This window comes from Pseudonocardia sp. CA-142604 (assembly GCF_050948475.1).
In the GTDB taxonomy this organism is placed as follows: Bacteria; Actinomycetota; Actinomycetes; order Mycobacteriales; family Pseudonocardiaceae; genus Pseudonocardia; species Pseudonocardia alaniniphila.
The window spans coordinates 7,456,469-7,479,031 of record NZ_CP192045.1 but is presented as its reverse complement, the minus strand read 5'-3'; the positions used below and the strand labels follow the sequence as shown (position 1 = coordinate 7,479,031).

Annotated in this window: 19 protein-coding genes; 12 read left to right on the top strand and 7 right to left on the bottom strand. The window is 68.2% G+C overall.

Annotation, left to right across the window (positions count from 1 at the left end; genetic code table 11):
- Positions 1 to 418: 418 nt before the first annotated feature.
- The 4 genes from ACQPZQ_RS33855 (at position 419) to ACQPZQ_RS33840 (ending at position 3,918) form a co-directional block, all read left to right on the top strand.
- Positions 419 to 709: a hypothetical protein gene (locus tag ACQPZQ_RS33855; RefSeq protein ID WP_433287646.1), complete on the top strand. Its 291-nt coding sequence runs from the start codon at positions 419 to 421 to the stop codon at positions 707 to 709.
- Between the two features lie 213 nt (positions 710 to 922).
- Positions 923 to 1,927, top strand: a complete 1,005-nt coding sequence (locus ACQPZQ_RS33850; RefSeq protein WP_433287644.1) for a methyltransferase domain-containing protein — start codon at positions 923 to 925, stop codon at positions 1,925 to 1,927.
- Between the two features lie 238 nt (positions 1,928 to 2,165).
- Positions 2,166 to 3,335 (top strand): catalase family peroxidase, encoded by a 1,170-nt coding sequence (locus ACQPZQ_RS33845; protein ID WP_433287642.1) that lies wholly within the window; start codon positions 2,166 to 2,168, stop codon positions 3,333 to 3,335.
- Positions 3,325 to 3,918, top strand: coding sequence for a cytochrome b (locus ACQPZQ_RS33840; protein ID WP_433287640.1), 594 nt, complete (start codon positions 3,325 to 3,327; stop codon positions 3,916 to 3,918). The genes ACQPZQ_RS33845 and ACQPZQ_RS33840 overlap by 11 nt, the downstream gene beginning before the upstream one ends.
- A gap of 69 nt (positions 3,919 to 3,987) precedes the next feature.
- Here the strand turns inward: ACQPZQ_RS33840 and ACQPZQ_RS33835 are convergent, their stop codons facing one another.
- Positions 3,988 to 4,881, bottom strand: a complete 894-nt coding sequence (locus ACQPZQ_RS33835; protein WP_433287639.1) for an alpha/beta fold hydrolase — start codon at positions 4,879 to 4,881, stop codon at positions 3,988 to 3,990.
- 222 nt (positions 4,882 to 5,103) lie between these two features.
- On the opposite strand from ACQPZQ_RS33835, the gene ACQPZQ_RS33830 reads away from it, so the two are divergent.
- Entirely contained in the window at positions 5,104 to 7,869 is a 2,766-nt protein-coding gene (locus ACQPZQ_RS33830) for a hypothetical protein (RefSeq protein ID WP_433287637.1), read from the top strand.
- Positions 7,870 to 8,176: 307 nt separating this feature from the next.
- On the opposite strand, the gene ACQPZQ_RS33825 is transcribed toward ACQPZQ_RS33830, so the two are convergent.
- Entirely contained in the window at positions 8,177 to 9,124 is a 948-nt protein-coding gene (locus ACQPZQ_RS33825) for a helix-turn-helix domain-containing protein (RefSeq protein WP_433287635.1), read from the bottom strand.
- 219 nt (positions 9,125 to 9,343) lie between these two features.
- Between ACQPZQ_RS33825 and ACQPZQ_RS33820 the strand changes: the two genes are divergently transcribed.
- From ACQPZQ_RS33820 to ACQPZQ_RS33810, 3 genes are all read left to right on the top strand, one after another.
- A complete protein-coding gene (locus ACQPZQ_RS33820; protein ID WP_433287633.1) occupies positions 9,344 to 10,069 on the top strand; it encodes a hypothetical protein in 726 nt (241 codons plus the stop codon).
- Positions 10,066 to 10,401 (top strand): transcriptional regulator, encoded by a 336-nt coding sequence (locus tag ACQPZQ_RS33815; RefSeq protein ID WP_433287631.1) that lies wholly within the window; start codon positions 10,066 to 10,068, stop codon positions 10,399 to 10,401. Before ACQPZQ_RS33820 ends, ACQPZQ_RS33815 begins: the two co-directional genes overlap by 4 nt.
- A gap of 189 nt (positions 10,402 to 10,590) precedes the next feature.
- Positions 10,591 to 11,508 (top strand): LLM class flavin-dependent oxidoreductase, encoded by a 918-nt coding sequence (locus ACQPZQ_RS33810; protein WP_433287629.1) that lies wholly within the window; start codon positions 10,591 to 10,593, stop codon positions 11,506 to 11,508.
- Positions 11,509 to 11,525: 17 nt separating this feature from the next.
- Here ACQPZQ_RS33810 and ACQPZQ_RS33805 read toward each other — a convergent pair whose 3' ends face one another.
- The 4 genes from ACQPZQ_RS33805 to ACQPZQ_RS33790 all read right to left on the bottom strand — a co-directional run bounded on the left by ACQPZQ_RS33805 (position 11,526) and on the right by ACQPZQ_RS33790 (position 15,573).
- Complete coding sequence (locus ACQPZQ_RS33805) at positions 11,526 to 12,074, bottom strand: hypothetical protein (protein ID WP_433287627.1); 549 nt, start codon at positions 12,072 to 12,074, stop codon at positions 11,526 to 11,528.
- Positions 12,075 to 12,478: 404 nt separating this feature from the next.
- Positions 12,479 to 13,717, bottom strand: a complete 1,239-nt coding sequence (locus tag ACQPZQ_RS33800) for an RNA polymerase sigma factor (protein ID WP_433287625.1) — start codon at positions 13,715 to 13,717, stop codon at positions 12,479 to 12,481.
- Between the two features lie 7 nt (positions 13,718 to 13,724).
- A complete protein-coding gene (locus tag ACQPZQ_RS33795; protein WP_241036297.1) occupies positions 13,725 to 14,117 on the bottom strand; it encodes a YciI family protein in 393 nt (130 codons plus the stop codon).
- 190 nt (positions 14,118 to 14,307) lie between these two features.
- On the bottom strand, positions 14,308 to 15,573 hold the full coding sequence (locus ACQPZQ_RS33790) for a hypothetical protein (protein WP_433287623.1): 1,266 nt from the start codon (positions 15,571 to 15,573) through the stop codon (positions 14,308 to 14,310).
- A 584-nt stretch (positions 15,574 to 16,157) separates the two neighbouring features.
- On the opposite strand from ACQPZQ_RS33790, the gene ACQPZQ_RS33785 reads away from it, so the two are divergent.
- The 4 genes from ACQPZQ_RS33785 (at position 16,158) to ACQPZQ_RS33770 (ending at position 21,614) form a co-directional block, all read left to right on the top strand.
- Positions 16,158 to 17,108, top strand: a complete 951-nt coding sequence (locus tag ACQPZQ_RS33785) for a helix-turn-helix domain-containing protein (RefSeq protein ID WP_433287621.1) — start codon at positions 16,158 to 16,160, stop codon at positions 17,106 to 17,108.
- Between the two features lie 289 nt (positions 17,109 to 17,397).
- Positions 17,398 to 17,598, top strand: a complete 201-nt coding sequence (locus ACQPZQ_RS33780; protein ID WP_433287619.1) for a hypothetical protein — start codon at positions 17,398 to 17,400, stop codon at positions 17,596 to 17,598.
- Between the two features lie 319 nt (positions 17,599 to 17,917).
- Positions 17,918 to 20,542, top strand: coding sequence for a Pls/PosA family non-ribosomal peptide synthetase (locus ACQPZQ_RS33775; RefSeq protein ID WP_433287617.1), 2,625 nt, complete (start codon positions 17,918 to 17,920; stop codon positions 20,540 to 20,542).
- A complete protein-coding gene (locus tag ACQPZQ_RS33770) occupies positions 20,535 to 21,614 on the top strand; it encodes a DUF418 domain-containing protein (protein ID WP_433287615.1) in 1,080 nt (359 codons plus the stop codon). The genes ACQPZQ_RS33775 and ACQPZQ_RS33770 overlap by 8 nt, the downstream gene beginning before the upstream one ends.
- Positions 21,615 to 21,670: 56 nt before the next feature.
- Here the strand turns inward: ACQPZQ_RS33770 and ACQPZQ_RS33765 are convergent, their stop codons facing one another.
- A complete protein-coding gene (locus tag ACQPZQ_RS33765) occupies positions 21,671 to 22,561 on the bottom strand; it encodes a carbohydrate ABC transporter permease (RefSeq protein ID WP_433287613.1) in 891 nt (296 codons plus the stop codon).
- Between the last annotated feature and the right edge of the window lie 2 nt (positions 22,562 to 22,563).

Below are 22,563 nucleotides of genomic sequence, written 5' to 3'. Positions count from 1 at the left end.
GAACCGCACTTTGCAATATCGACCCGCAAGAGGTCGACGGACGACCTCACTATCGCCGTTAGATCGAACGTGTTACCCGAGGGCTTGCGGGGTGGAGTGCGGCCGGCCAGGTCGAGGTCGACTTGGCCGCGGTAGCCCGCCACTCCGACCGCGTGCCCTGTGGGCGTCAGGCGCCCGATCACCTGGACAGCCTAGTCAACATGCATGAGGCCCCGCTATCCCGGGGGTCTCCTGTCACTCGGCCGCTATCGTCCTTCACACGGTCGCTACGTATCTCGCACGGCGAGTGGCGATCACGAGGTCCGTCATCTGCTGCCGACACGACCTTGCGATCTGAAATTGCATATCGGATAGTCGGAACGTAACATGATGTTGTAGGGCAGGTCTGGTCCTCCTCTCACAGGGTCGGGTGGTCGGAATGCTCGTGATGGTGGCGGTCGTCGGCGGGCTCATCTTGGTGGGACTCGCGATCGTGATCGGCGTACTCGAGTCACGCACGCTCCAGGCGGCGTGGGGCCGGGTCGCAGTTGTGCGTCGCGAGGTCGAAGACCGCGCCCGCGAGCTCGACCAGCGTGAACTCGCGATGGAGATGCGCGAGGAGCAGCTCGACCGCCGGGAGCGGCGCCTCGACTACCGGGAAGAGCTTCAACTGGGGCGCGAAGAAGCGCTGGTCCGGCTGGAGGCGCTGGATCCGGAACAGCCGGTCTGACGGTGTTCGCGCTTCGCCCGTTTATCCGGTCGCGCAGCCTGCTCGGCTGATCTAGTTTCCCGCCCGATGAGCTTCTTCTTCCGACGTCACTGACCCGCCTGCGGTCGACGGGGAGCACCCCGCCGTGGGCGATGCGGGACGGCTTGTTGCCGCCCCGGGTCGCGGCGTGGGAGATGGGCAGTGCGTGCTGGGGCGTGCCTTGTGGCGCGAAGCGTGCGTGGAATCGAAGACCTGGTGGCCGCCGAGATCGGCAGGCGGAGGCTGGGGGAGGTGGTGGCCACCGGGCATCGGGAGGTCCGGTTCGTCACGTCCGAGACGGCCGCCCCCGGTGTCACGGCGTTGGCCACGGCCGATGACGTGTTCGTCGTCGGCGCAGAGGTCGACGGCATCGGGCGAGCTCGGGGTGACCTCGCGCGGCTGGCGCGGGCGGTCGCGGCTGCGGATCTGAGCGCCGCGTTGGCGCTGCGGGCTCGGTGTGGTGGGCCGCCGGGCGGTTCGGTGAACGTCTCGGCGTCGTTCCTGGGGCGCAGGTCGTTCAGCCGGTTCGACGTGGAGGACGCCGTCGGCGCGGTGCTGGCCCGCCGGCTGCGGCTGCGCTATCACTCGCGACGCTCTGGGGCCCGCCCACCGGAGGGCGGTCTGACCTGGCGGGTGACGGTCGTCGGTGATCGCGCGACGGTGGCCGTTCGGGTCGGGGCGCGGCCGCTGCACCGTCGCACCTGGAAGGTCGCCGGCGTGCCCGGAACGCTGCATCCGCCACTGGCTGCGGCGATGGTGGCCCTTGCCGGGGTCGCGGCGGGCGAGCGCGTGCTCGACCCGTGCTGCGGAGCAGGAACCCTCGCGATCGAGGCGGCCCACGCGGGAGCGGTGGCGATGGGCGTGGACCTCCATGCCGGGGCGCTCGCCGCCGCTGCCCGGAACGGGGAGCGCACGCCCGTGCGGTGGGCTCGCGCGGATGCGGCTGCGCTGCCCGTCGCGACCGGCTCCGTCCAGCGGGTACTGCTGAACCCGCCGTGGGGCCGGGTGGTCGAACCGTCGGGACGGCTGGCCCGGAGCCCCGATCTGCTCGGTCGAGAGATCCGCCGAGTGCTGGAGCCGGACGGAACGGCAGTGGTCCTGATCCCGGAGGGCTACGCCGCCCCAACGGGCTTCCGGGTGAACCGGAGAATCCCGGTGGCCCTGGCGGGAACCCGCCTGGTCGTCCTCATCCTGACGTGACGGCACATACCGGATGGCCGCCGCACATACGTCCTGCGATGTGTGCGGCGGTCACCGGATGTGTGCGGTGAGCGATCAAGGTCGGCGGGCCAATTCTTAACAATTGGACAAGTTCGATCCGTGGCCGGCCGTTCCGGGGTAGGCCTGTACGTACAGTAGTGGTGGGTGTGGGAAACGCGCGAAAAGCGATTTCGGTCGCGATTCGAGAATTGGTGGGGAAGGCAGGAAAGGAGAGCGGATGGGCGGCGGAACGGAGCCACCGGCTCCACCGGGCGAGCCATCGGGCGAGGGACCTCCGACCGGCCGCACGCCGCTGAGCCGGCGCACCATGCTGCTCGGGCTGGCTGCCGTCGGCGGGATCAGTGCGGTGAACGTCGGCGCCTTCCTCGGCGCCGGTGGCTGGTTCACGCCCGACACCCTCACGACGTCCAGGTTCGTCGACCGTTTCGAGCAGGTGTTCGGCAAGCACGATGGGTTTCGCCGCAACCATGCCAAGGGCGTCAGCGCCACCGGGCTGTTCACCAGCAACGGCGCGGGCACCGACCTGTCGAAGGCGACCGTCTTCCAGACCGGTACCACTCCCGTGACAGCGCGCTTCTCGATCTCCGGCGGGATGCCCGCCGCCGCCGACAGCAACGCCGCGGTCCGGGGTCTCGGCGTGCTGTTCCACATGACGGGGGGTGAGCAGTGGCGCACCGCGATGGTGAACGTGCCGGTGTTCACCGACCGCGTTCCGCATGGCTTCTACGAGCGGCTGCTGGCCACCGAACCGGTGCCGGGCACGGGGCAGCCCGACCCGGCGAAGGTCGCAGCGTTCCTGTCGAAGTACCCCGAGACCGCGCGCGCCATGGCGGTGATCAGCAAGACGCCCCCGTCGACCGGCCTCTACAACAGCCCGTACCACGGCCTGAACGCATTCCGCTTCACCAACTCCGCGGGCGTCACCGTGCCGGTGCGCTGGACGATGATGCCGGAGGGGCCGATCCAGACGGTGTCGGGCACTGCGCATGCGCCCGGCAAGGACTACCTGTTCGATGCGCTGATCGACAAGTTGGAGCAGGGCCCGATGCGCTGGCGGTTCCTGATCACGGTCGGTCAACCCGGCGACCCGACGAACGACGCCACCACGGCGTGGCCTGCCGACCGACGCCAGGTCGACGTCGGCACGCTCACGATCCACTCGCTGCAGACCGAGGCGCCCGGCAACGCGCGGGACGTCAACTTCGACCCGACGGTGCTGCCCGACGGGATCGCGCTGTCCGACGACCCGCTGCTCGCCGCGCGGTCCGCCGTGTACGCGCAGTCCTACCAGCGCAGGACGGGCGAACCCCATTCCCCGAGCGAGGTCACCGTCACGCCGCCGCAGCCGAGCCGGGTCGACGTCCACAAGGTGGATCATGAGAATTGAGCAGCCGCCGGTTCCGGCGCGGTTCACCGTCGTAGCGCGAGCGTTCCACTGGACGATGGCGGTGATGGTGATCGCCATTCTGTTCATCGGCGTCTTCATGGTGACCTCGATCGCCGACTTCCGATTTCTGGTCACCATTCACGAGCCGCTGGGTATCGCGATCCTCGTTTTCGCCCTGGCGCGGATCTGCTGGCGGCTGACGCACGTGCCGCCGCCGTTCCCGCCCGGGATGAGCCGAGTCGACCGGCTTGCCGCGAAGTACTCGGAGTGGCTGCTCTACGCGTTGCTGGTGGTTCAGCCGCTGATCGGCTGGGCGATGGTGTCCGCGTCCGGCGAGCCGATCGTGCACTTCGGATCGCTGTACCTGCCGGACATCGCGCCACAGAACATCACCGTGTTCGCCGATCTGCTGCGCGCCCACATCGTTGCGGCCTACCTGCTGTACCTGGTGTTCGCGGCGCACCTGGCCGGCGTGCTGCTGCACACCATCGTGTTCAGGGACCGCGTGCTCGACAGGATGGCGTTCTGGCGTGCGCCGAGGTCCGCGAGCGCGGTGGTCGAGGAAGAGCAGCCCGTGTCGTGACCGCGAGATCCGTGTTTCGGCCCCTGCGAGGGCGCAGAACCCGATCTCGCGACGATCGTGGGCTGCGGCTCAGCCGAGCTTCGTGAGGAACTCCCGCAGCGCGTTCGTGACCTCGGTGGGGGCCTCCTCGGGCAGGTAGTGGTCCGACGGGACGGCGGTGCCGCGCACGTCGTCGGCGTACTCGCGCCAGATCTGCACGACGTCGTAGGTGCGCCCGACGAAGCTGTGCTCGCCCCAGAGCGCCAGCAGCGGGCAACTCACGCGGCGCCCCGCCTCGGCGTCGGCGTCGTCGTGGAGCAGGTCCACGCCTGCGGCGGCGCGGTAGTCGGCGCAGGTCGCCGCGATCACGGCGGGATCGGAGAAGCACCGCACGTACTCACGGACGGCGTTCTCGTCGAAGCCCCGTCCGTTCGCCTGCCGCGCGGTCATCCGGGTGCGGATCCAGAACTCGGGGTCCTGGCCGAGCAGGTGCTCCGGGATCCCGTTGCCCGTGGCGAGGAAGAACCAGTGGTAGTAGCCCAGGCCGAAGGTCGCGTCGGCGTGGGCGAACGAGTACCGGGTCGGGACGATGTCGAGCACGGCGAGCCCGCGCACGGCTTCCGGCGCGTCGAGCGCGAGCCGGTGCCCGACCCGTGCGCCGCGGTCGTGCCCGACGACGGCGAATTGGTCGAACCCGAGCGCCTGCATGACGAGCAGTTGGTCGCGGGCCATGGCCCGTTTGGCGTAGACGTCGTCGGTGACGGGTTCCGGGTGGGCGCTGTCGCCGTAGCCCCGCAGGTCCGTGAGCACGACGGTGTGCGTCTCCGCGAGGGCGGGTGCCACCTCGTGCCAGATCAGGTGGGTCTGCGGGTAGCCGTGCAGGAGCAGGACCGGCGGGCCGTCGCCGGCGACCGTGGTGTGTATGCCGACGCCGTCGGCGTCGACGGTTCGGGTGGTGAAGGTGGACGGCAGAGGCACGCTCATAGGACTCCTCAGCAACTGGGGACTGCGGGATGAGTCCCTGCTTCGAGGATGCGCCAGGACGGGATCCGAATGGTCCGAGTGCGCCCCAACCGTCCATTAGGCCTGTAACTGTGTAGGTTCCTTCGACGATCTTGACCGAGGGCGCGGTGATGATCATGAGGCGCGACAGGACGGACTCGCTGCAGCTCGAGTCGGCACGGTAACGATCTGCGAGAGGACCACATGGACCAGCAGCAGGAGTCTCCGCGATTCGAGGAGTTCGAAGGATTCGACGCGCTCATCACGATGCTGGACGAGATCTACTGCCGTCCTCGCCGCACGGAATCGCGGAGTCGCACCCGGCCGATCATCGCGTGCGTACAGCCGCGGCTCCACGAGGATCCCGGCCTGCTGCGGTCGATCGCGGACCGGCTGACGTCCAGGGACGGACGACGCCACGTCCCGTACGCCCTGGTCTCCTGCGGACCCGACCCCACACCCACGCATCCGGCCGACCCGGACCTCGTGCCGCTCACCCCGGCCGATGTCGTCGCTGTGCGCGGCATTCTGGTCGACGCCGCCAACCAGCTGGCGCGCGATCAGGGCGGCGCGTACCGCTTCCCGCGCTTCCGGCTCGTCACCTGGTCGATGGCGCAGACCTTCGAGGGAGATCCGGAGACGGAGCAGCGGCTGCGCGAGCTGCGGGTGAGACTGCGCGAACGGGCGCTGTGGTCGATCGCGGTCCCCGAGGGGGTCGTCTCCGAGGCGTTGCCGATCTGGCTGCGGCTGCTCGGAGTGCTCCTCACGCCGTTCTACTTCCGGGCCCGTCAGAGCGGCCGAATACCCGGATTCGGCAGGCGGTACCGCTGGTTCCTGCGCCAGCCCAACATGGCGCCCGGACAGTTCCGCAGCTTCGTCGGGATGGCCGAGCGACTGACGGAGGGGGAGTGGTCGCAGACGGAGAATCCCGAGCAGGTACTGCGGCTGATGGTCAACGCGTTCCTCGAGGATCTGCGGGAGTCCTTTCGCGGCGGCGGGTGGACGCGCCGCTACCGCACGACGTGCCCGGTCGTGCTCCTGGACGGCATCACCCGCACGAACGGCGGCTACGCGCTCCTGCGCACCGTGAGCGCGGTCCGCAACGAGACGGGGTCGTTCGACCCGCTCCTGCTGGTCACCACCAGCACGCGCGTGCCTCCCCTCGCGGACAACCCGCAGCCGGCGCCCGACGCGCAGGGCCACCCCGCGGTCGCAGCCCCGACGGCTCTGGCCGTCTGGAGGCAGGGCATGCCCCAGCGCCGACGCAAGCGTGACGTCCGGGCGTGGATCGTCATCGTCCACATCCCCGAGCGCGCCGCGAAGCCGGGGAGTCCGGCCCAGCGGATCACCCTGAGACGTCCGTCCCGGCCTGCGCTGCGCACGAGGCGCGCCTCGGTACTGGTCGTCTCCACGATCCTGATCCTCGCGTCGGGCAGCTACTGGCAAGCGGGGACGGCCCACAGTGCGAGTACCTGCGGAGATGGGTTCACATGGCTGGGGGTCGAGTCGACGGCCTCGGACGTCAGGCGGGTGGACGGCGACGTCTGTATCGGCGTCACCGACGGGAGCAACCCGCACGTACTGCCCGACGTAGAGGTCTTCGACGAGGTCCGCACCACGATCCTGCAGCAGAACAACACGGCTCTCCAGCTCCATGCCGACCAGCCCGAGCGCCCGTTCGTCACGCTGGTGTTCCTCGGTTCTCTCACCGCGCCGTCCACATCGGGCAATGACGTGCTGACGGCCGAGCGTGAGCAGCTGGCCGGCATGGCGGTGGCGCAGGCCGTGCAGCTGACGAAGCCGCAGCAGCAGTACGAGCCGATCGTTCGTGTACTGATCGCCAACGCCGGTCCGGGAATGCGCCACGGCACACAGGTCGCGCAGCAGCTCGGCGCGATGGCGCGCACGGACCCGAGCATCGTGGCCGTGGTCGGCCTCAGCGAGAGCAGGCAGACCACCGCCGACACGATCGCGGCGCTCGGCGCCGCGGGACTTCCCACCGTCTCCGCAACGCTCAGCGCCGACTCCCTGGTCGAGGAGAGCAAGCTCTACTTCCAGATCGCTCCCCAGAACCGGCGAGAGGCCGAGGTGGCGGCCGCCTACGCCGACCAGCTGGTCACAGCCGGCCGGGTCGAGCGTCCGCTGACGCGCCAGGCCCGCATCTACCTGTCCGACGACGCGGAGGACCTCTACAGCCAGAACCTCGCAGCGGACTTCGCGGCGAGCTTCGGCTCGCGTGGCTTCGACGTCGAGACGGTGACCTTCACGCCCGGTGGTACCAGCCAGGGCGCGGCGACCGGCGACCGCCACGTCAGCGACGCGGTGGTCGCCGGCCGCGACGCATGCGACTTCGACGGCGTGGTCCTCTACGCGGCACGGGGACTTCCGGACTACCCGGCGTTCGTCAACGGGGTCAGCAACCGGTGCCGTGACCGGCCGCCGTACATCCTCGCGAACGACGACGTGACCCGCTACGTGGCCGATCGCAACATCAGCAGCACGAACACCGCCGTGCCGTTCGAGTACCTGTCCTTCGCGACGGCTCCGGAGCTGCTCAGCACGCCGCCGTCGGAGTCGAGCGACTTCTACGCCCGGTTGAACTCGATGTTCCCCTACGAACAGACGTCCGACCGCGGCCGCTCGCTCGACGGGCACGCTGCGCTCAATCACGACGCGGCCTACACGGCGATCCTCGCCGTGAGCTATCTGGCGCGAGACGGCGTGGCCATCGACGGCGGGACGGTGTGGTCGGCCCTGATGTCGGTGACCGACGCGGCGGGCGCCCAACGCAGGTACCTGGGCGTGACCGGGCCGATCGACTTCGGGGGCACAGTGGGACGACGGGTGCCGATCGACAAGCCGATCACGGTGATCCGCTTCACGGGCGGCGGTCCGACTGCGCAGGACAACATCGTCTGCGCGGGCCGGGGCGATCCCCTCACCCAGCCGTGGTGTCCGTTCGACTCGTGAGGGCGCGGTCCCTGCGGCAACGAGCGGTGTGGGCACCTCGTGGGTGCGGAGTCCCCTGGATCTCCCCGACGGTGCGGACCCGATGGCATCGGCCCAGGGCGGCGAGCCGGGGCCGAGCCGCGATCGCGGCCCGGCCCCACCCCCCTCGGGCCTGGGATCACGCGGCGGCGTGCTCGGTACTCTGCCCGCGAATCCCCGATTCACGCCCGCCTGACCCCTTGTTGGCTGTGTAAACATTCGACCAGACGAGGGTCCTCAACCTGTACAGCGATTCCTCTTGAGCGGAAACGCAATTCCTCCAGCACGGTCACGGGAGCGGGCCGGCGCGGTGGAGGTGCGCACGCCGCCAACCGGCCGGTGTCGTCCCGTATTGCCGTCGGAATGCCCGTTCGAACGTACTGAGGTCGAGGATCCCGACGGCAGCAGAAATGTCGGATATCTTGAACCGGGCGCACCTCGGGTCGGACAACATCGCCCGGGCAGCCAACAGCCGCTCCTCGCGAAGGTACGCACCAGGCGTGGTCCCGATCCGTGCGAACAGGGTGTAGACGTGCGCGACCGACACATGGTGGCGCCGCGCCAGTTCCTCGACCCGCAGGTGTGGATCGGCCAGGTGCTCGCGGACGTGCATCCGCATCATGTCGAGCAACACTGCGGCGGGGCCGTCCCCGCCCGGCACGGAGGGGGCGACATCCCGCAGCGCCATCCCGAGCAACTCGATCGCGGCCCGCCCGGCGTCGAGTCGCTGCGGCGCGGTGAGCTCGTCCGCGACCTCGAACAGACGATCCAGGTAGCTGGACAGCATCTGCATGGCCGGAGCGGCCGGGTCCATGCCGCGTGCACAGGCTTCGGTGATCTCGGCGGTGTGGAGCGGGAGCAACTCGCGGGAGAACCGCAGGTTCATGCACCGGATCCCGGTCTGCGACACCTGGTGGTGGGGCTTACCCGGCTCGATCAGAACACCGGTACCGGCCGCCAACTCGGCCCAGCGGTCGTGCTGGCGGACGCGGCCCCGGCCGGCCCTGTATACGCAGAAGATCATCGCATTGTCTGTTGACGGCCGCGCCGCCATCCGGCCGGTCCGGACCAAAGACACCGGCGTTCGGAAATGTGACCAGAAAAGAGTCAGGGATTCGCTTAGTTCGTGAACCGCCGCCCGCGCCCGGAAGTGAGGTCCGGTCCGGGCGATCACCGGTAGACAGATCTCCTTGGCGACCTGCTCCAACTCCTCACCGGAGTACTCGAGGATCCGCACGGGCCCAAAGTTAGTTCCGGCCATCCCCGTGGGCGAGGGCCGTCCCGATCTGACCGCTCCCCTCCTTTCCACTCGCGGCGGCACCGCGCTCCTCGTTGTGACGAGGTTCGGTCGCGGCGCAGCGGGCCCGCGAGGGCTGTGACGCGTGCTCGCTCCAGTGCGTGGCCCGGCTCATCCTGGCGTGTTGCAAAAATCTGCTTGTGATGCAAACCTGCTGCCATGACAGACCGATCGGCTGCCTCCGTGGATGCCGCCCGACAGATGCTCTCGACCACCCGGCAGCTCACCCGACGTGTACGCCACGCGCAGCGCAGTACCTGGTTCCCGCTCGTGCTGCTCGGCCTGGTGGTCGTCGCTGCGGCGCCCTTCTACCGCCTGGGGCGATACGTCGTCACATGTGATCCGGCCGTGGGCGCCCGCGGCGGTGTGGAGATCATCAGCGGGGGTGCCTGCGTCCAGGTCGTCGCCTGGCCCGTCGGGGTCTACTGGATCGTCGCCTTCGTGCTGGCGTACGTGGCGATCGCCGCCTTTTCTGTGTACCGGGCCCGCCGACGTGGGGTCGGCGCCCGCGTCCTGCCCTACGTGGCCTCGGGAATCGCCGCCCGGCTGGTTTTCGGTGTCGCCTCGGCCTGGGCCCAGCAACTCAACCTGATCGGCTACTTCCCGGCCGGTCCGGTCGCTGCCGGCCTGGTCCCGCTGATCTCCATCAGCCTGGCGTTGTTCGTGCTGGCGCGGGTGGAACGCAACTGGCCCCTACTGGCGTTCGCCGCCGGCTATCTGGTGGTCGCGCTCCTGGCCTGTGGGATCGGTACGCGGAGTCTGGGTCTGAACGCCGGTTGGCACCTCGGCCCGATGTGGAGCTTCCTGCCGAGCCTGGTCGTCGCGGGCGGTGTGCTGCTCCTCGGTGGCGTGGGCTTCGCACTGGCCGAGCGGCGCCGGGTATGACCCATCCGGCGAACGGACTCGACGACGTCGTTCACCAGCGCGTCCGGCTGGGCATCCTCGCCGTCGTCCACGAAGCTCGGCGAGTGGAGTTCGGCTTTCTGCGGACCACCTTGGATCTGACCACCGGCAACCTCTCCCAACACCTGACCGTATTGGAGAAGGCGGGGCTGGTGGAGATCGAGAAGGGCTACGAGGGCAAACGCGGACGTACGTGGATCCACCTGACGGCGGCCGGCAAGACGGCTCTGTACGAGGAGATCTCCCAGCTGAAACGACTCATCCGTCAGGTGGAGGAGACCCCAGCGGAGGACCTCGCGTCCGAGCTCCCCTAGAGCGAGGTCGCCGTCGAGGTGTGCAGCGGCACTCCTGGGCCGAGCCCGATCAGTCGACGCGATTGCCCCGATGGGAGGGTCTGTTGACGACACTTCTGTCCGGTCCGCGAGGATTGATCGAGCATCGGATCGCCGAGGAGGGCGTGTGGGTCGAGCAGCGCAGTCGGGTCGGCGACCGGGGGCCGGCACGTGAGCCCGACGCTGAACGTCGGTGTGCGGATCCCGTCCGGAGAGGCGCCCGACCCGGCCGACCTCCGCCAGTTCGTGCAGCGCGCCGAGGAACTCGGCTTCGAGTCGATCTGGGTCGGCGACCACGTCTTCCACCACACCGACGTCCTGCACCCGCTGGAACTGCTGAGCTGGGTCGCCGGGCAGACACACCGGGTTCGGCTGGGCACGGCGGTCGTGCTCGCCGCGTACCTCAACCCGGTGCTGCTGGCGAAGAGCGCCGCCACCATCGACCACCTCTCGGACGGGCGCCTGGTGCTGGGCGTGTCTCTCGGCGGCACCGCCGAGGAGTTCACGAGCCTGGGTGTGCCCATGCAGCAGCGGTTGGGGCTGCTGATGGAGAACGTCGACATCGCCCGCCGCCTCTGGCGCGAGGACGGCGTCGACCACGTCGGGCGCTACCACCACCTCACCGCCGCGAGCGTCCGGCCCAAGCCGCGTCAGGATCCGTTGCCGGTGTACTTCGGCGGCCGGAGTACACCGATGCTGCACCGCCTCGCCCGCGTGGCCGACGGCTGGATCGCCAGCGGTCACTGGACCATCGAGGAGTTCGTCGCAGGCACCGCGATGGTCCGCGAACGGGCCGCGGAGAGCGGCCGTGATCCGGACCGGCTCGGCATCGCCAAGGTGCAGGGTGTGAGTGTCCACCGCGACGGTAAGCAGGCCAGGGAACGCGCCCGCTCTCACTGGCAGCGCTACTACGGGCCGACGTTCGACGTCGACCGGTCGGTCATCCACGGCACCCCGGACGAGTGCACCGAACTGCTGGCCGGTTTCCGGACGGTGGACGCGCCCGAGGTCACCCTCATCCTCGAGCCGACGAGTCTCGAACCGGCGGAACTGGACCTGCTCTGGGAGTCGGCCAAGAGCCTCTGCTGAGAAGCTGAACGCTCGGGTCAGAGCAGGGGCTCGAGCGGGGCCGGTCGGCGGGCTTCCCCTAGCGCCGGGTCCCCGGACCAGGCTGCGCGGTTCGGATCGAGCCCGACGCCGCCTGCGGCGAACTTGTCGTGTTCCTGGCAAGCGTCGATCAGCGGCTGGACGAACTCCTCGGTCAGCTCCGCGTCGGTGGTCGTGACGGCCGTGCTCCCGTTGATCTTCCTGTTCAGGAACTCGTACGCCTTCTCGAGATGCTCCGAGCGCGGCGTGATGGACCCGTCGTCCGCGTAGTTGTAGTCCGGTTGTGCACCCGGGTCGTCCGATCGGTTGGCCGGGTCGGGACCGAGGACGAAGTTGGCCGGGAGGTTCTGCAGGGCCTTGGTGACGGCAGCGAGGCTGTCGTTGGTGGTCGTGAAGGCTTTGTTGGCGTGCGGTCCCACGAGCTGTACAACGAGCGTCCTCTGGTCCGGAGTGAGGTGGCCGGCGAAGGTGGCGAGCATCGATTTCGGGACGATGTGGTGCAGCGTGTGGACGAACGGGTCGTTCGGCGCGAGCGCCTTCTCTTTCACCAACGCCTTCTTCGTCGCGGTGCCTTTCCAGTCCAGCGGTGCCCGCTGGACGGCTGCAGGAGGAGGGGCCGCAGTCGCTCTCCTCTCGCAGAGCCATCTGGTCACTGCGGCGTTGCCTGCCATGCGCTGCATTGCCCGTAGCCCTGTCGCAGCCGAGGTGGGGGCGCAGCGGGCGGCCGGATCGGGCGGCCCCGTTCTGGATCTCTCCTCGTGATGGTGCGCGCGCACGAAGACCCCCGGAGATCGTCCGTCGCCGTCCTGTATACGGGTTGCGGTGAGCAGGGGAAAGAGACGATCGGGCAGTGTCAGGCGGCCCGTTCGGGCAGGTGGCCGCCGTCGCGACGCCGGTCACGACCCGCTGAGTGAGCGAGATCCGGGAGGGCGGCTCGGAGAGTGTGATCGTCTCATGTGGCGAGGCGATCGGCGCGCTCGTGGAGATAGCGCTGCTGGGGCACGCTGGTGGTCCGCCCGGCGGCGGTGCGGTAGGAGTCGCGTGCGGCTGTGTGATCGCCCAGCCTCTCCAGCAGGTGCCCGCGCACCGCGTGGATGCGATGGTCGTCGGCGATGCGCTCGTCGGCGCGGAGCTCGTCGAGCAGGACGATCCCCGCGGCCGGGCCGTGCACCATGGCCACCGCCACGGCGTGGTTCAGTCGCACCACCGGGTTGTCGGAGATCTGCATCAACAGCTCGTAGAGCGCCGTGATCTGTGGCCAGTCGGTGGCCTCGGCGCTCGGTGCCTCGTCGTGAACGGCGGCGATCGCCGCCTGGAGTTGGTAGGGGCCGGTTGCTCCCCTGGGGAGCGCCGTGGTGAGCAGATCCACGCCCTCGGCGATCCGGTCGGCGTTCCAGAGACGCCGGTCCTGCTCCGCCATGGGCACCAGCGCGCCGTCCGCGGCGGTTCGCGCGGGCCGGCGTGCGTCGGTGAGCAGCATCAACGCGAGTAGCCCGGCCACCTCGCCGTCGTCGGGCAGCAGGCCGTGGACCGTGCGGGCCAGGCGGATCGCCTCGGCCGACAGCTCGGTGCGCTGCAGGTTCGGCCCCGACGTGCTGGCGTACCCCTCGTTGAAGATCAGGTAGAGCACGTGCAGGACGACCTCGAGCCGGTCGGCGCGCTCGGCCTCGGACGGCATGCCGAACGGGATGCCGCTCTCCCTGATGCGCTGCTTGGCCCGGCCGATGCGCCGGGCCATCGTCGCCTCCGGCACGAGGAACGCGCGGGCGATCTCCGCCGTCGTCAGCCCACCGACGCCCCGCAGGGTGAGCGCGATCTGCGAGGCCGGCGCCAGCGCGGGATGACAGCACAGGAACAGCAGCACGAGCGTGTCGTCGAACTCCGCCGCCGGCTGATCGGTGGCGGGGGTCAGCCATCCCTCGGGCAGCGTCCAGCGCGCCACCGTGTCCTCCCGGCGCCTGCGGGCCTGCTCGCTGCGCAGCAGGTCGGTCAGCCTGCGCGAGGCAACCGTGATCAGCCACCCGCGCGGGTTCTGCGGCACGCCCTCTTCCGGCCACTGCACGGCCGCCGCGAGGAGCGCCTCCTGCGTGGCGTCCTCCGCGGTGTCGAAGTGCCCGTACCGCCGCACCAGCGCGCCGAGGACCTGCGGCGCCAGCCGGCGCAGCAGGCCCTCGGCGTCGTCACCGGTCACGGGATGCTCAGACCTCGAGCTCCTCGACGCTTCCGACGATCGGGCGCACGTCGACGTACTCGCCCGGCGCATCGGGGTTGACGAGGCCGGCTGCGATCTCGGTGGCACGGTCGAAGCTCGCGCACTCGACGACCGTGTAGCCGGCGAGCACCTCCTGCGTCTCGGGGTACGGCCCGTCCGTCACCACCGGAGCGCCCTGCTGCAGCTGGACGCGCCGGGCGTGCACGGGAGCGGTGAGGCCCTGGGCGTCGACGAGCTCGCCGGACTCGGCCAGCTTCTGGTGGAAGGACTCCATGTACGCGTGCATCGCCGAGACCTGCTCGGCGGACATGGCGGGCTTGTCGGTTGGCTTGCCCGCGAGCATGTCGTAGTCCTGCTGGCTGCCGTAGAGCAAGATCATGTACTTCACGGTCGTCTCCTCTCGGCGGCGCTCAGGCGGCGCCGTCTGCCAGAGACGTCGGAACCGCTTCCCGGATCCGGCCACCATGTCCCCGACGCATTCGGACCGATGTCGTCCTCGGTCGGGGGTGGCGATCAGACCACAGGCCCCACGGCCTCGGCCAGTGGCGGGGCCGCTCGGGCGGAGGAGCTCAGCCGGATGAACCGGGGGTCTGACGGTCGGCCCTGACGCGCAGAGTCATCGGGTTGACGAAGTCACCCTGCCCGCTGTTGTACTGCTGCTCGTGGAACCGCTGGCCGGCCTTTGACCCGTACATCCGGAAGAACCACTTGCGCTGCCACGCCAACTTGTCCGTTCCCAGGGCGGCGTACTCGGCCTGGGCTTTCACGTATGTGGTGCCGCCGAGCTCCTTGATCATCTCCGCCACTCGTTGGCTCTCGAACGCGCCTGTCGGCGTCTTGCCCTCGCGGTTGAAGATCCACCCCCTGGTCTTCTCCCGGTACTCGGTGAGCAGTTTGCCCTCGAGTTGCTGCAGTGCCTTCTGGGCCTGCTGGTCACGTGTGTAGTTCTCGAGGGTCACCTGGTCGGCACCGTCGAGGCTGCGGGCGACGACTCCGGCGAAGTGGTAGTTCCAGACGTCCACGGCTGTCCGGTCCGTGGATGTCCGGCCGGGTTCGGCGGTCGCATAGTCGATCCGGGCGTCGCGACCGATCGACACGGTGGTGAACGCCTCACCCACATCGGGCTGTGCGTGGTTGTTGATACCCATCGCCCGCGCGGCCTCATCGGCTTCGTCGGGACGCTCCCGCAACGCGCTTCCGTACTGTTCCGGCACTGTGGTGGCGGGCTGGTCCGACTCCGCGCCCGCCGAACCGGGCCTCTCGCCGGCTCGGACCCTTTCCGTCACACGCGGGGCGAGATCGTCACCCACGTTCCCCGACCACGGCTCGGGCTTCGAGTCCGCCAGCACGACTTCCATTCGGTGACTACCGATCACGCTTTTGGCCACATCGATGCACTGGGCCTTGATCAAGTCGGCGAATCCCGAGGCCTTGGCCTCCTGCGCCTCCTTCCTGACCGTCGGCGTGATCCTGGACAGCTCCCCGTGCTCGGTCTTGATCCGAGCCCCCTGCGGCACGAGGGTGTAGTCGCTGTTCACCTGCTCCAGCGACTTGATCGACTCCGCGAGCACCCTGGGGGACGCATAGAACTCCTTGGGTTCACGTTCGGTGTCGTGGACGGCGAGCGTGTGGTCGTCGGAGATCTGGAGCGAGACGTCATCGGGCGCATGCGTCCGGGCGTCCATGTGGTCGATCTCGTAGTTGATCAATTCGTTCGGCGATTTACCCTCCCGCAGGACGGCATCGGGCGACTGCGTCTCGAAATGTGTGCTGTCGATGCCGTCGCCCGCCACAACGGGCCGCTTGCCGGTCACGAACCGTTGCACGGTGAGCATGCGCAGTGGCTGCGTACCGGGTTGTTCGGTCGGCCGATCACTGCGGTCCGCGCCGTGCTCGTGCCGCTCCTGGGCCCACGAGTGTCCTGAGCGGCGGAGCATCTGAACGACCACCGCGTTGCCGGTGGCACGTTGGAGGGCGAAAAGTGTCTGCGCCGGAGATTCGTCTCGTCTCCGCCGCGCGGCTGTCGCCTCCTCCGTGGCACGGGCACGGGTGGGATTTCCGGTTGTCTTGTGCTTACTCCGCGTGCACACAGAGGCCCTTCCGAGGCGGCGATCCGAGACGGTTCCCTCCTTCATATGTGAACCGTGCGGCGCGGGGAAGACATCATCTGCAACGCGGAATCGATCACCGCTTTGCCATCGAGGAATGGAATAACACGAGTTGTAGTCGGTGAAGTACTGGGCGCATTCACCGGCTGCCGCGGCGTGTAGAGGTCGCGGTCGGTCGGGAACGTCAGCGCTTGAGGAGGTCTGTCCACGCCGCGAGGAAGGCGTAGATGGCGATCGAGTGTCCGGACGGGTAACGGACCGGTCATGTACTCATAAAAACAGAGACCGCAGGTTCGACGTCTCTAGCCTCGGTGGCCGTGAAAATCAACGAGTTCTCCAGCGAGGAGTACGAACAAACCGTCCGTGAGTGTCTTTTCCCGGTAATCGCGCGAACAGGTCCCGACTTTCGTGGTCGGCTGGCGTTGCAGGAGCTGAGTGAGACCGTCGCCCTCACCAGGGCGCATTGGGGAGGGCCGATGCGCGCAGCCCGGACCGATCGGATGACTACGAGGACGTCGACGGACCATCTGATCCTTTTCTGCCTCTACCTGGGCGGCAACGGGCATGTTCACCAGCACGACCGCCTCGCCTCGCTCGCACCTTCTTCGGGAGTGATGAGTGAGACGCGGAGCCCGTGGGAGGTGGTCACGCCCAGCCGTACCCAGGTTCTGTCCATGCTCTTCTTCCGCGAGATGCTCCCGCTTCGCGCCTCTGAGATCACCGAAGCGTGTGCGCGCCGCGTGGATCCGGAGTTGCCAGGCATGCACCTGCTGTCCGGCTATCTCGGCCGGCTGTGGGAGGTTGCTGACGACCTCACGGCGTCGCAGCGGCTGGACGCCGGGCGGGCCGCGATCGATCTGCTCGCTATGACAATGCGGGACGTCGCACCCTCCGTGCCGGGTGGGGAGGGTTCCGCGGGGGTGTTGCTGGACATGATGCAGGCCCATGTTCGCGATCATCTGGCAGACCCGCACCTGCGCGTCGAGGAGTTGGCGCGGCGGCACCATGTGTCGGTGAGCCGTGCGTACGCCTTGTTCGAGCGGATCGGAACCACGCCTGGCGCCTACCTTCGCGAACAGCGACTGCTCGCGGCACGGGGGATGCTGTCCGACCCGAGGCGCGCTCGGCTCCCGATATCCAGAATCGCGGTTGCCGTCGGGTTCCTCGATCTCAGTACGTTCGAACGGGCGTTTCGGCGACAATATGGAATGACGCCGGCTGCCTGGCGACGTGAGCATCTCCGCCCTGGACCGCTCCAGTGAGAGAGCCACAGGAAATGCATGGTGTCTCGGAGAAATCTCCCTACACCTGAAAGCCCTGTGCTGGTCGACTGTCTGCACAGCCGACGAGGGGGTCAGGCAGCCGCGAACCGGCTTCGAGGGCGATCAACGAGCGCGTTGACGGTCGCCCCGGACCTCAGGGGAGCGTCGGACCGTGCGCGGCCCGGCGGCCGGTCGTGAACACGATGCCAGAACCTCGAGCTACGACCGCTGCGAGTCGGGCTGTCTCTCGCCGCAGCGCGTCCGCCGAACCGGAGAACAGGAGCGACCGATGACGACGGCACCCACTGTGGTCGGCCGAGCCGACGGCACCGACCGTCCCGGAGACCTGGTGGCTGCCGCCCGTGAGCCGCAGCCGTTGTCGGCGGTCTCGCGGCGGCTGGTGGACGAGATGTCCGGGCCGGCCCGGTCGAAGGCGCGGCGGCCGGGCAGGATGGCCGAAAGGCGGCACTTCGACAGCGCCCACGGCTGAGGCGGAGCCGCGCCGGCATTCTGCGCGAGCGTTCGTCCGCGCCTGCTGCGGTGCGAGGTAGACGACCAGTGCGGCCGGGCGACTGAGCGTGATGTGATCCAGCGTTTCTTCTGCGACACGCGCGCCGGCACCCAGCACTTTCACTTCCGCCCACGACGGTCGGATCTTCGATCGTGATCGGCGCGCTTGTCCTTGTCGGCGTCACGGGCGGAGCTGTCACCGATCGTCGCGGGACAAGGTCGGCCGGGCCTCGGTTGCCAGCGGTGGGGCAGCAGTGGGATGGCGACGGTCGCGCAGCGGGCCGGAAAGCCGTCGGATCATGTCCAGTGTACTTGCGTCCTTTCGAGGAGCTATGTCGAAAACAGCAAGAGAAATCCATCAAGTGTCATGCCCGCTGCCTGCCGGGACAGTCAACGTCGGCGATAGCTCGACTGCTCCGGAGATGTCACTTCTGGCAATCCTGGTGGACGTCGTCGGTGTTGAGCGAGCGACGATCGACAGTCACTTTTTCGACGAGCTCGGCGCCGACTCGATGGTGATGGCCCGCTTTTGTGCTCGAGTCCGGAAACGGCCGGACCTCCCGTCGGCGACGATCAAGGATGTCTACGCGAATCCGACGATCAGGTGCCTGGCTGCAGCAATTTCGGGAACGTCGCCAGCGCTCCGTGAAACGCCGGAATTCCAGAAGCAGCTCGCGCCGGAAGCCCCGAGGTGGCGGCGTTCTGGCACAACGAAGTACGTGCTCTGCGGCGTGACCCAGTTCGCGATGATCGCTGCGTACATCAGTTCGGCCGAGGCCGTCGGGTATCTGGGGTGGAACTGGATCTCGGCCGCCACTGACTTGGGCGCGCTCTTTCTTCGAGCATCTGTGCTCGGCGACAGCGTCGTTGTTGTGATGTGCATCCTGCCCATCGTGGTGAAGTGGGCGTTGATCGGCCGCTGGACGACTCGGGAGTTCCCGGTCTGGAGCCTGGCCTATGTTCGTTTCTGGTTCGTCAAGACCCTGGTCCGGGCCAATCCGCTGCTGCTCCTGGTCGGTGGTCGGTCTCGCTCCAACACGACATCGCCGATCATCAATATCTACCTGCGGGCACTGGGGGCCAGGATCGGCCCCGGTGTCGCGATCTTCGCCCGAACTCTGCCCGTCTGTACTGATCTACTCACGATCGGAGCCGACACGGTGATCCGGAACGAGGCCTTGATCGCCTGCTACCGGGCGCACGACGGACGGATCCAGACGGGCCCGGTTCATCTCGGGAAGCACGCGTTCGTCGGTGAGGCCGCGGTGATCGACATCGGGGCGTCGATGGGCGACGGCGCCCAGCTCGGACACGTCTCCTCGCTCCACACGGGGCAGGTCGTCCCCGACGGCGAGACATGGCACGGATGTCCGGCGCAACGCACGGACGTCGACTATCGGGTGGTCGGGCACATCCCGGGCGCGAGGCGCAGGGCCATCTTTTTCGGAGCGGGTCAACTGGTGGGTATATTTGTCATTTCCGTGCCGCTGATGTCCAGCCTCCTGGCTCTGGCGTTCGAGAAGATCCCGCAACTCGACAGGCTCCTGGACCCCGAGCCCGGGGTGCTCACCACCTGGGTCTTTTATCGCGACGCGTCTCTCATCTCCGTGGTGGCCGTAGGGGCTGCTCTCGTTCTCGGGTTGTCGGCTGCCGGCACGATTCCTCGGCTGCTCAACCGCATGATCGAGCCGGACACCGAGTATCCCTTGTACGGCTTTCATTACAACATCCACAGGGCTATCACGCGCCTGAGCAACAACCGATTCATGGGAAACCTTTTCGGCGACACCTCCTACATCGTCCATTACCTGCGGTTGGTCGGGTACGACCTCTCCACCGTGACGCAGACCGGATCCAACTTCGGGCAGAAGACCAAGCACGAGAACCCGTTTCTGATCACGATCGGGAGTGGGACGATGGTGGCGGACGGCCTGGCGATCCTCAACGCCGATTTCTCCCACACGTCCTTCCGGCTCTCCCGGGCGAGGATCGGGGCGCACAGCTTTCTGGGGAACAGCATCTACTACCCCACTCAGAGCAGGGTGGGCGACGACTGCCTGCTCGCGTCGAAGGCCATGGTTCCCGTCGACGGTCCGGTCCGGGAAGGGACCGGGCTCCTGGGATCCCCGGCCTTCCCGATTCCGCGGACCGTCGAGCGGGACAAGGCGAAGCGCCTGGGACGGGGCGTCCAGCGCCGACGGCTCCGTGCGAAGAACAGGCACAACATCGTCACGATGGCGCTCTTCCTGCTGCTGCGCTGGTTCTTCCTCCTCTCGATGCTGGTGTTCACCGAGGCCGTCTCGGACGGCTACGCGGAGTGGAACCCATTGGCGGCACTTGTGTTGTCCGGGTTGTTCTATCCGCTGTGGACGATCGTCGTATGGGCGGTCACCGAACGCCTCGTCACTCCTCGACTCCGAAAACTGCGACCGCAGTACTGCTCGATCTACGACCGGTACTTCTGGCGGCACGAACGGTACTGGAAGGTCAATTGGCAGGACTACTACGTGCTGCTCAACGGAACCCCGCTCAAGAATGTGTTGTGGCGTCTGCTCGGTGTGCGCATCGGCCGGCGCTTGTTCGACGACGGCCTCGAAATGACGGAACGCTCGCTCGTGACCATCGGTGATGACTGCACGGCCAACCAGTTGACCGGGCTCCAAGGCCACTCCCAGGAGGATGGCGCCTTCAAATCCGAGTACATCACCATCGGATCCCGCGTCACCCTCGGCCCCGGCGCGTGGGTCAACTACGGCGTGACCGTCGGCGATGACGTCTGCGTCGAGCCGCATTCCTATGTCATGAAAGGAGAGGAGATCCCCTCGGGCGCCTGCTGGAGCGGCAATCCCGCTGTCGAGGTTCGGGAGGGCCGGCATGTCACCAGCCCTGTTCGACAGGTGACCGAGGGAGCGGTCAGTGCCTGAGCCCACGTCCGGGGCGGCGCGTGTCGCATCGGCGCACGGTCCGCGTACGGCAGGTCTGGAAGTGGCCAGAGCGCTCGCGCTGCTGGGTCTGATGGCGGCAGACGCGTTCCATGTCGTCCCCGGCACGGATTCGTCGGCACTGGGGCCGATGAGTGCAGGCGACTGCTTCGCGGTGACGTTCGCCGTGGTCGCGGGCACGAGTCTCGCGCTCGCCACCGGAGGACGCCGGCTCCTCGAATGCCGGCACTGTGCTTCCGTGCGCGCAGACCTGGCCGTGCAGGCCGTGCTGATCGCGATGATCGGCTTCGCACTCGGCTTCGCCCACAACGTGCCCGTCGTCCTCTCCTACTACGGCGTGCTCTGCCTGCTCACCATGGTTCTTCTCGGCCGGCCGCCATGGCTCCTTGCGTCCTTTGCGGGCTGGGTGCTGCTCGTTGCACCGATCTTCGTGACCTGGACCTCGGGTCACACCGACGCCCGCCTCGACGGGAGCCCCAGCTTCCCGATGCTGGTCACCGATCCGTCCAGGTTGCTCGGCAACCTGTTCCTGACCGGGTACTACCCGGTGCTGCTCTATCTCGCCTATGCGTGCGCGGGACTGGCCATCGGGCGCATGGACCTCTCTTCGGTGCGGCTCACCTGCAAGTTGCTGGCCGGCGGAGCCGCGACCATCGCCGTCTCGTGGATGATGTGGTGGCTCGCCGGGCAGGCATCTCGTTCGCGTGCCTGGGTCGAGACCGTCCGCGGCATCACCGGCCTCGGCTTCGCAGTTGTGGTGGTCATGGCCGCATTGCTTCTGGTCCGCACCCCGCTGCTGGAACGCCCGCTACGGTCGTTCAGGGATGCCGGGACGATGGCGCTCACGCTCTACAGTGCGCACGTCCTGATTCTCGGCACCGGCGTGCTCGGGATCAGCCCTGACGAACAATGCGCGGTGCTGCTCATCGGGGCGCTGCTGTTCGCCGTGCTGTGGCGCCGAATCCTCGCTGACGGTCCGCTGGAATGGCTCATCGCGCAGTGCTCGTGCAGGGCGCGGCATGCTCTGATGGCAAGCCGGGGAGAACCGCAGTGACCGATATTGTCGAAGTAGTCGCTGCAGTACTGACTGCGAGAGGAAGTCGTCGAGGCTCAGCCCTTGACCGCTCCCGAGGCGAGCCCGGCGACGTAGAAGCGCTGCAGCGCGACGTAGAGCACCACGCACGGGATCATCGCGATCACCGAGCCCGCGGCGATGTAACCGAAGTTGATCTGTCCGTACGCGCCCTGTTGCAGGTTCACCAACGCCACGGGGAGCGTGTAGAGGTCGCGGTCGGTCAGGAACGTCAGCGCCCCGAGAAACTCCGTCCACGCCGCGAGGAAGGCGTAGAGGGCGACGGTCGCCGCGCCCGGCGTGATCAGCGGGCGCAGTACCGACGTGATGATCCGCAGGGTGCTCGCGCCGTCGATGTGCGCGGAGTCCTCGAGCTCACCCGGCACCGAGGAGAACGAGTTGCGCATCACCAGCACGCCGAACGGCAGGTTCACCGTGGTGCAGAAGAGCACCAGGCCGACCAGGCTGTCGGTGAGCCGCATGAGGTTCATCTGCAGGTAGAGCGGGGTGAGGATCGCCTGGAACGGCACCATCATCGACGCGACGACGAGCGCGAAGAGCACAGGACCGGAGCGGAATCGAAAGCGCGCGAAGCCGTAGCCCGCAGCGGTGGCGAGCACTGTGGTGAGGGCCGCCGTGCCCAGCGCCACGACCAGGCTGTTGGCCACGGCCCCTACGAGGCTGTCCGGCCCGCTGAGCAGCGCGTGGAAGTTCTCGAAAGTCAGTCCGAGGAACGTGGCGGGGTCCGGCGCCGCCACGATCACCTCGTTCGGTTGCACCGAGCGCAGCAACGCCCAGACGAGGGGCACGGTGAAGACGAGGAACGCCCCGCCGCCCCCGACGGCGTAGAGCACGCGCTTCGTCCACGTCTCCTGGCGGCCGGTCGACGTGCGGGACCTGCGGGCGGATCGCGGCGCTGCGATGGTCACGT

Bases quoted from the DNA above. Each gene is read 5' to 3' on its own strand.
- ACQPZQ_RS33855 (WP_433287646.1), top strand. From the start codon at position 419: ATGCTCGTGATGGTGGCGGTCGTCGGCGGGCTCATCTTGGTGGGACTC.
- ACQPZQ_RS33845 (WP_433287642.1), top strand. From the start codon at position 2,166: ATGGGCGGCGGAACGGAGCCACCGGCTCCACCGGGCGAGCCATCGGGC.
- ACQPZQ_RS33840 (WP_433287640.1), top strand. From the start codon at position 3,325: ATGAGAATTGAGCAGCCGCCGGTTCCGGCGCGGTTCACCGTCGTAGCG.
- ACQPZQ_RS33835 (WP_433287639.1), bottom strand. From the start codon at position 4,881: ATGAGCGTGCCTCTGCCGTCCACCTTCACCACCCGAACCGTCGACGCC.
- ACQPZQ_RS33830 (WP_433287637.1), top strand. From the start codon at position 5,104: ATGGACCAGCAGCAGGAGTCTCCGCGATTCGAGGAGTTCGAAGGATTC.
- ACQPZQ_RS33820 (WP_433287633.1), top strand. From the start codon at position 9,344: ATGACAGACCGATCGGCTGCCTCCGTGGATGCCGCCCGACAGATGCTC.
- ACQPZQ_RS33815 (WP_433287631.1), top strand. From the start codon at position 10,066: ATGACCCATCCGGCGAACGGACTCGACGACGTCGTTCACCAGCGCGTC.
- ACQPZQ_RS33795 (WP_241036297.1), bottom strand. From the start codon at position 14,117: ATGATCTTGCTCTACGGCAGCCAGCAGGACTACGACATGCTCGCGGGC.
- ACQPZQ_RS33790 (WP_433287623.1), bottom strand. From the start codon at position 15,573: ATGCTCACCGTGCAACGGTTCGTGACCGGCAAGCGGCCCGTTGTGGCG.
- ACQPZQ_RS33780 (WP_433287619.1), top strand. From the start codon at position 17,398: ATGACGACGGCACCCACTGTGGTCGGCCGAGCCGACGGCACCGACCGT.
- ACQPZQ_RS33775 (WP_433287617.1), top strand. From the start codon at position 17,918: ATGTCCAGTGTACTTGCGTCCTTTCGAGGAGCTATGTCGAAAACAGCA.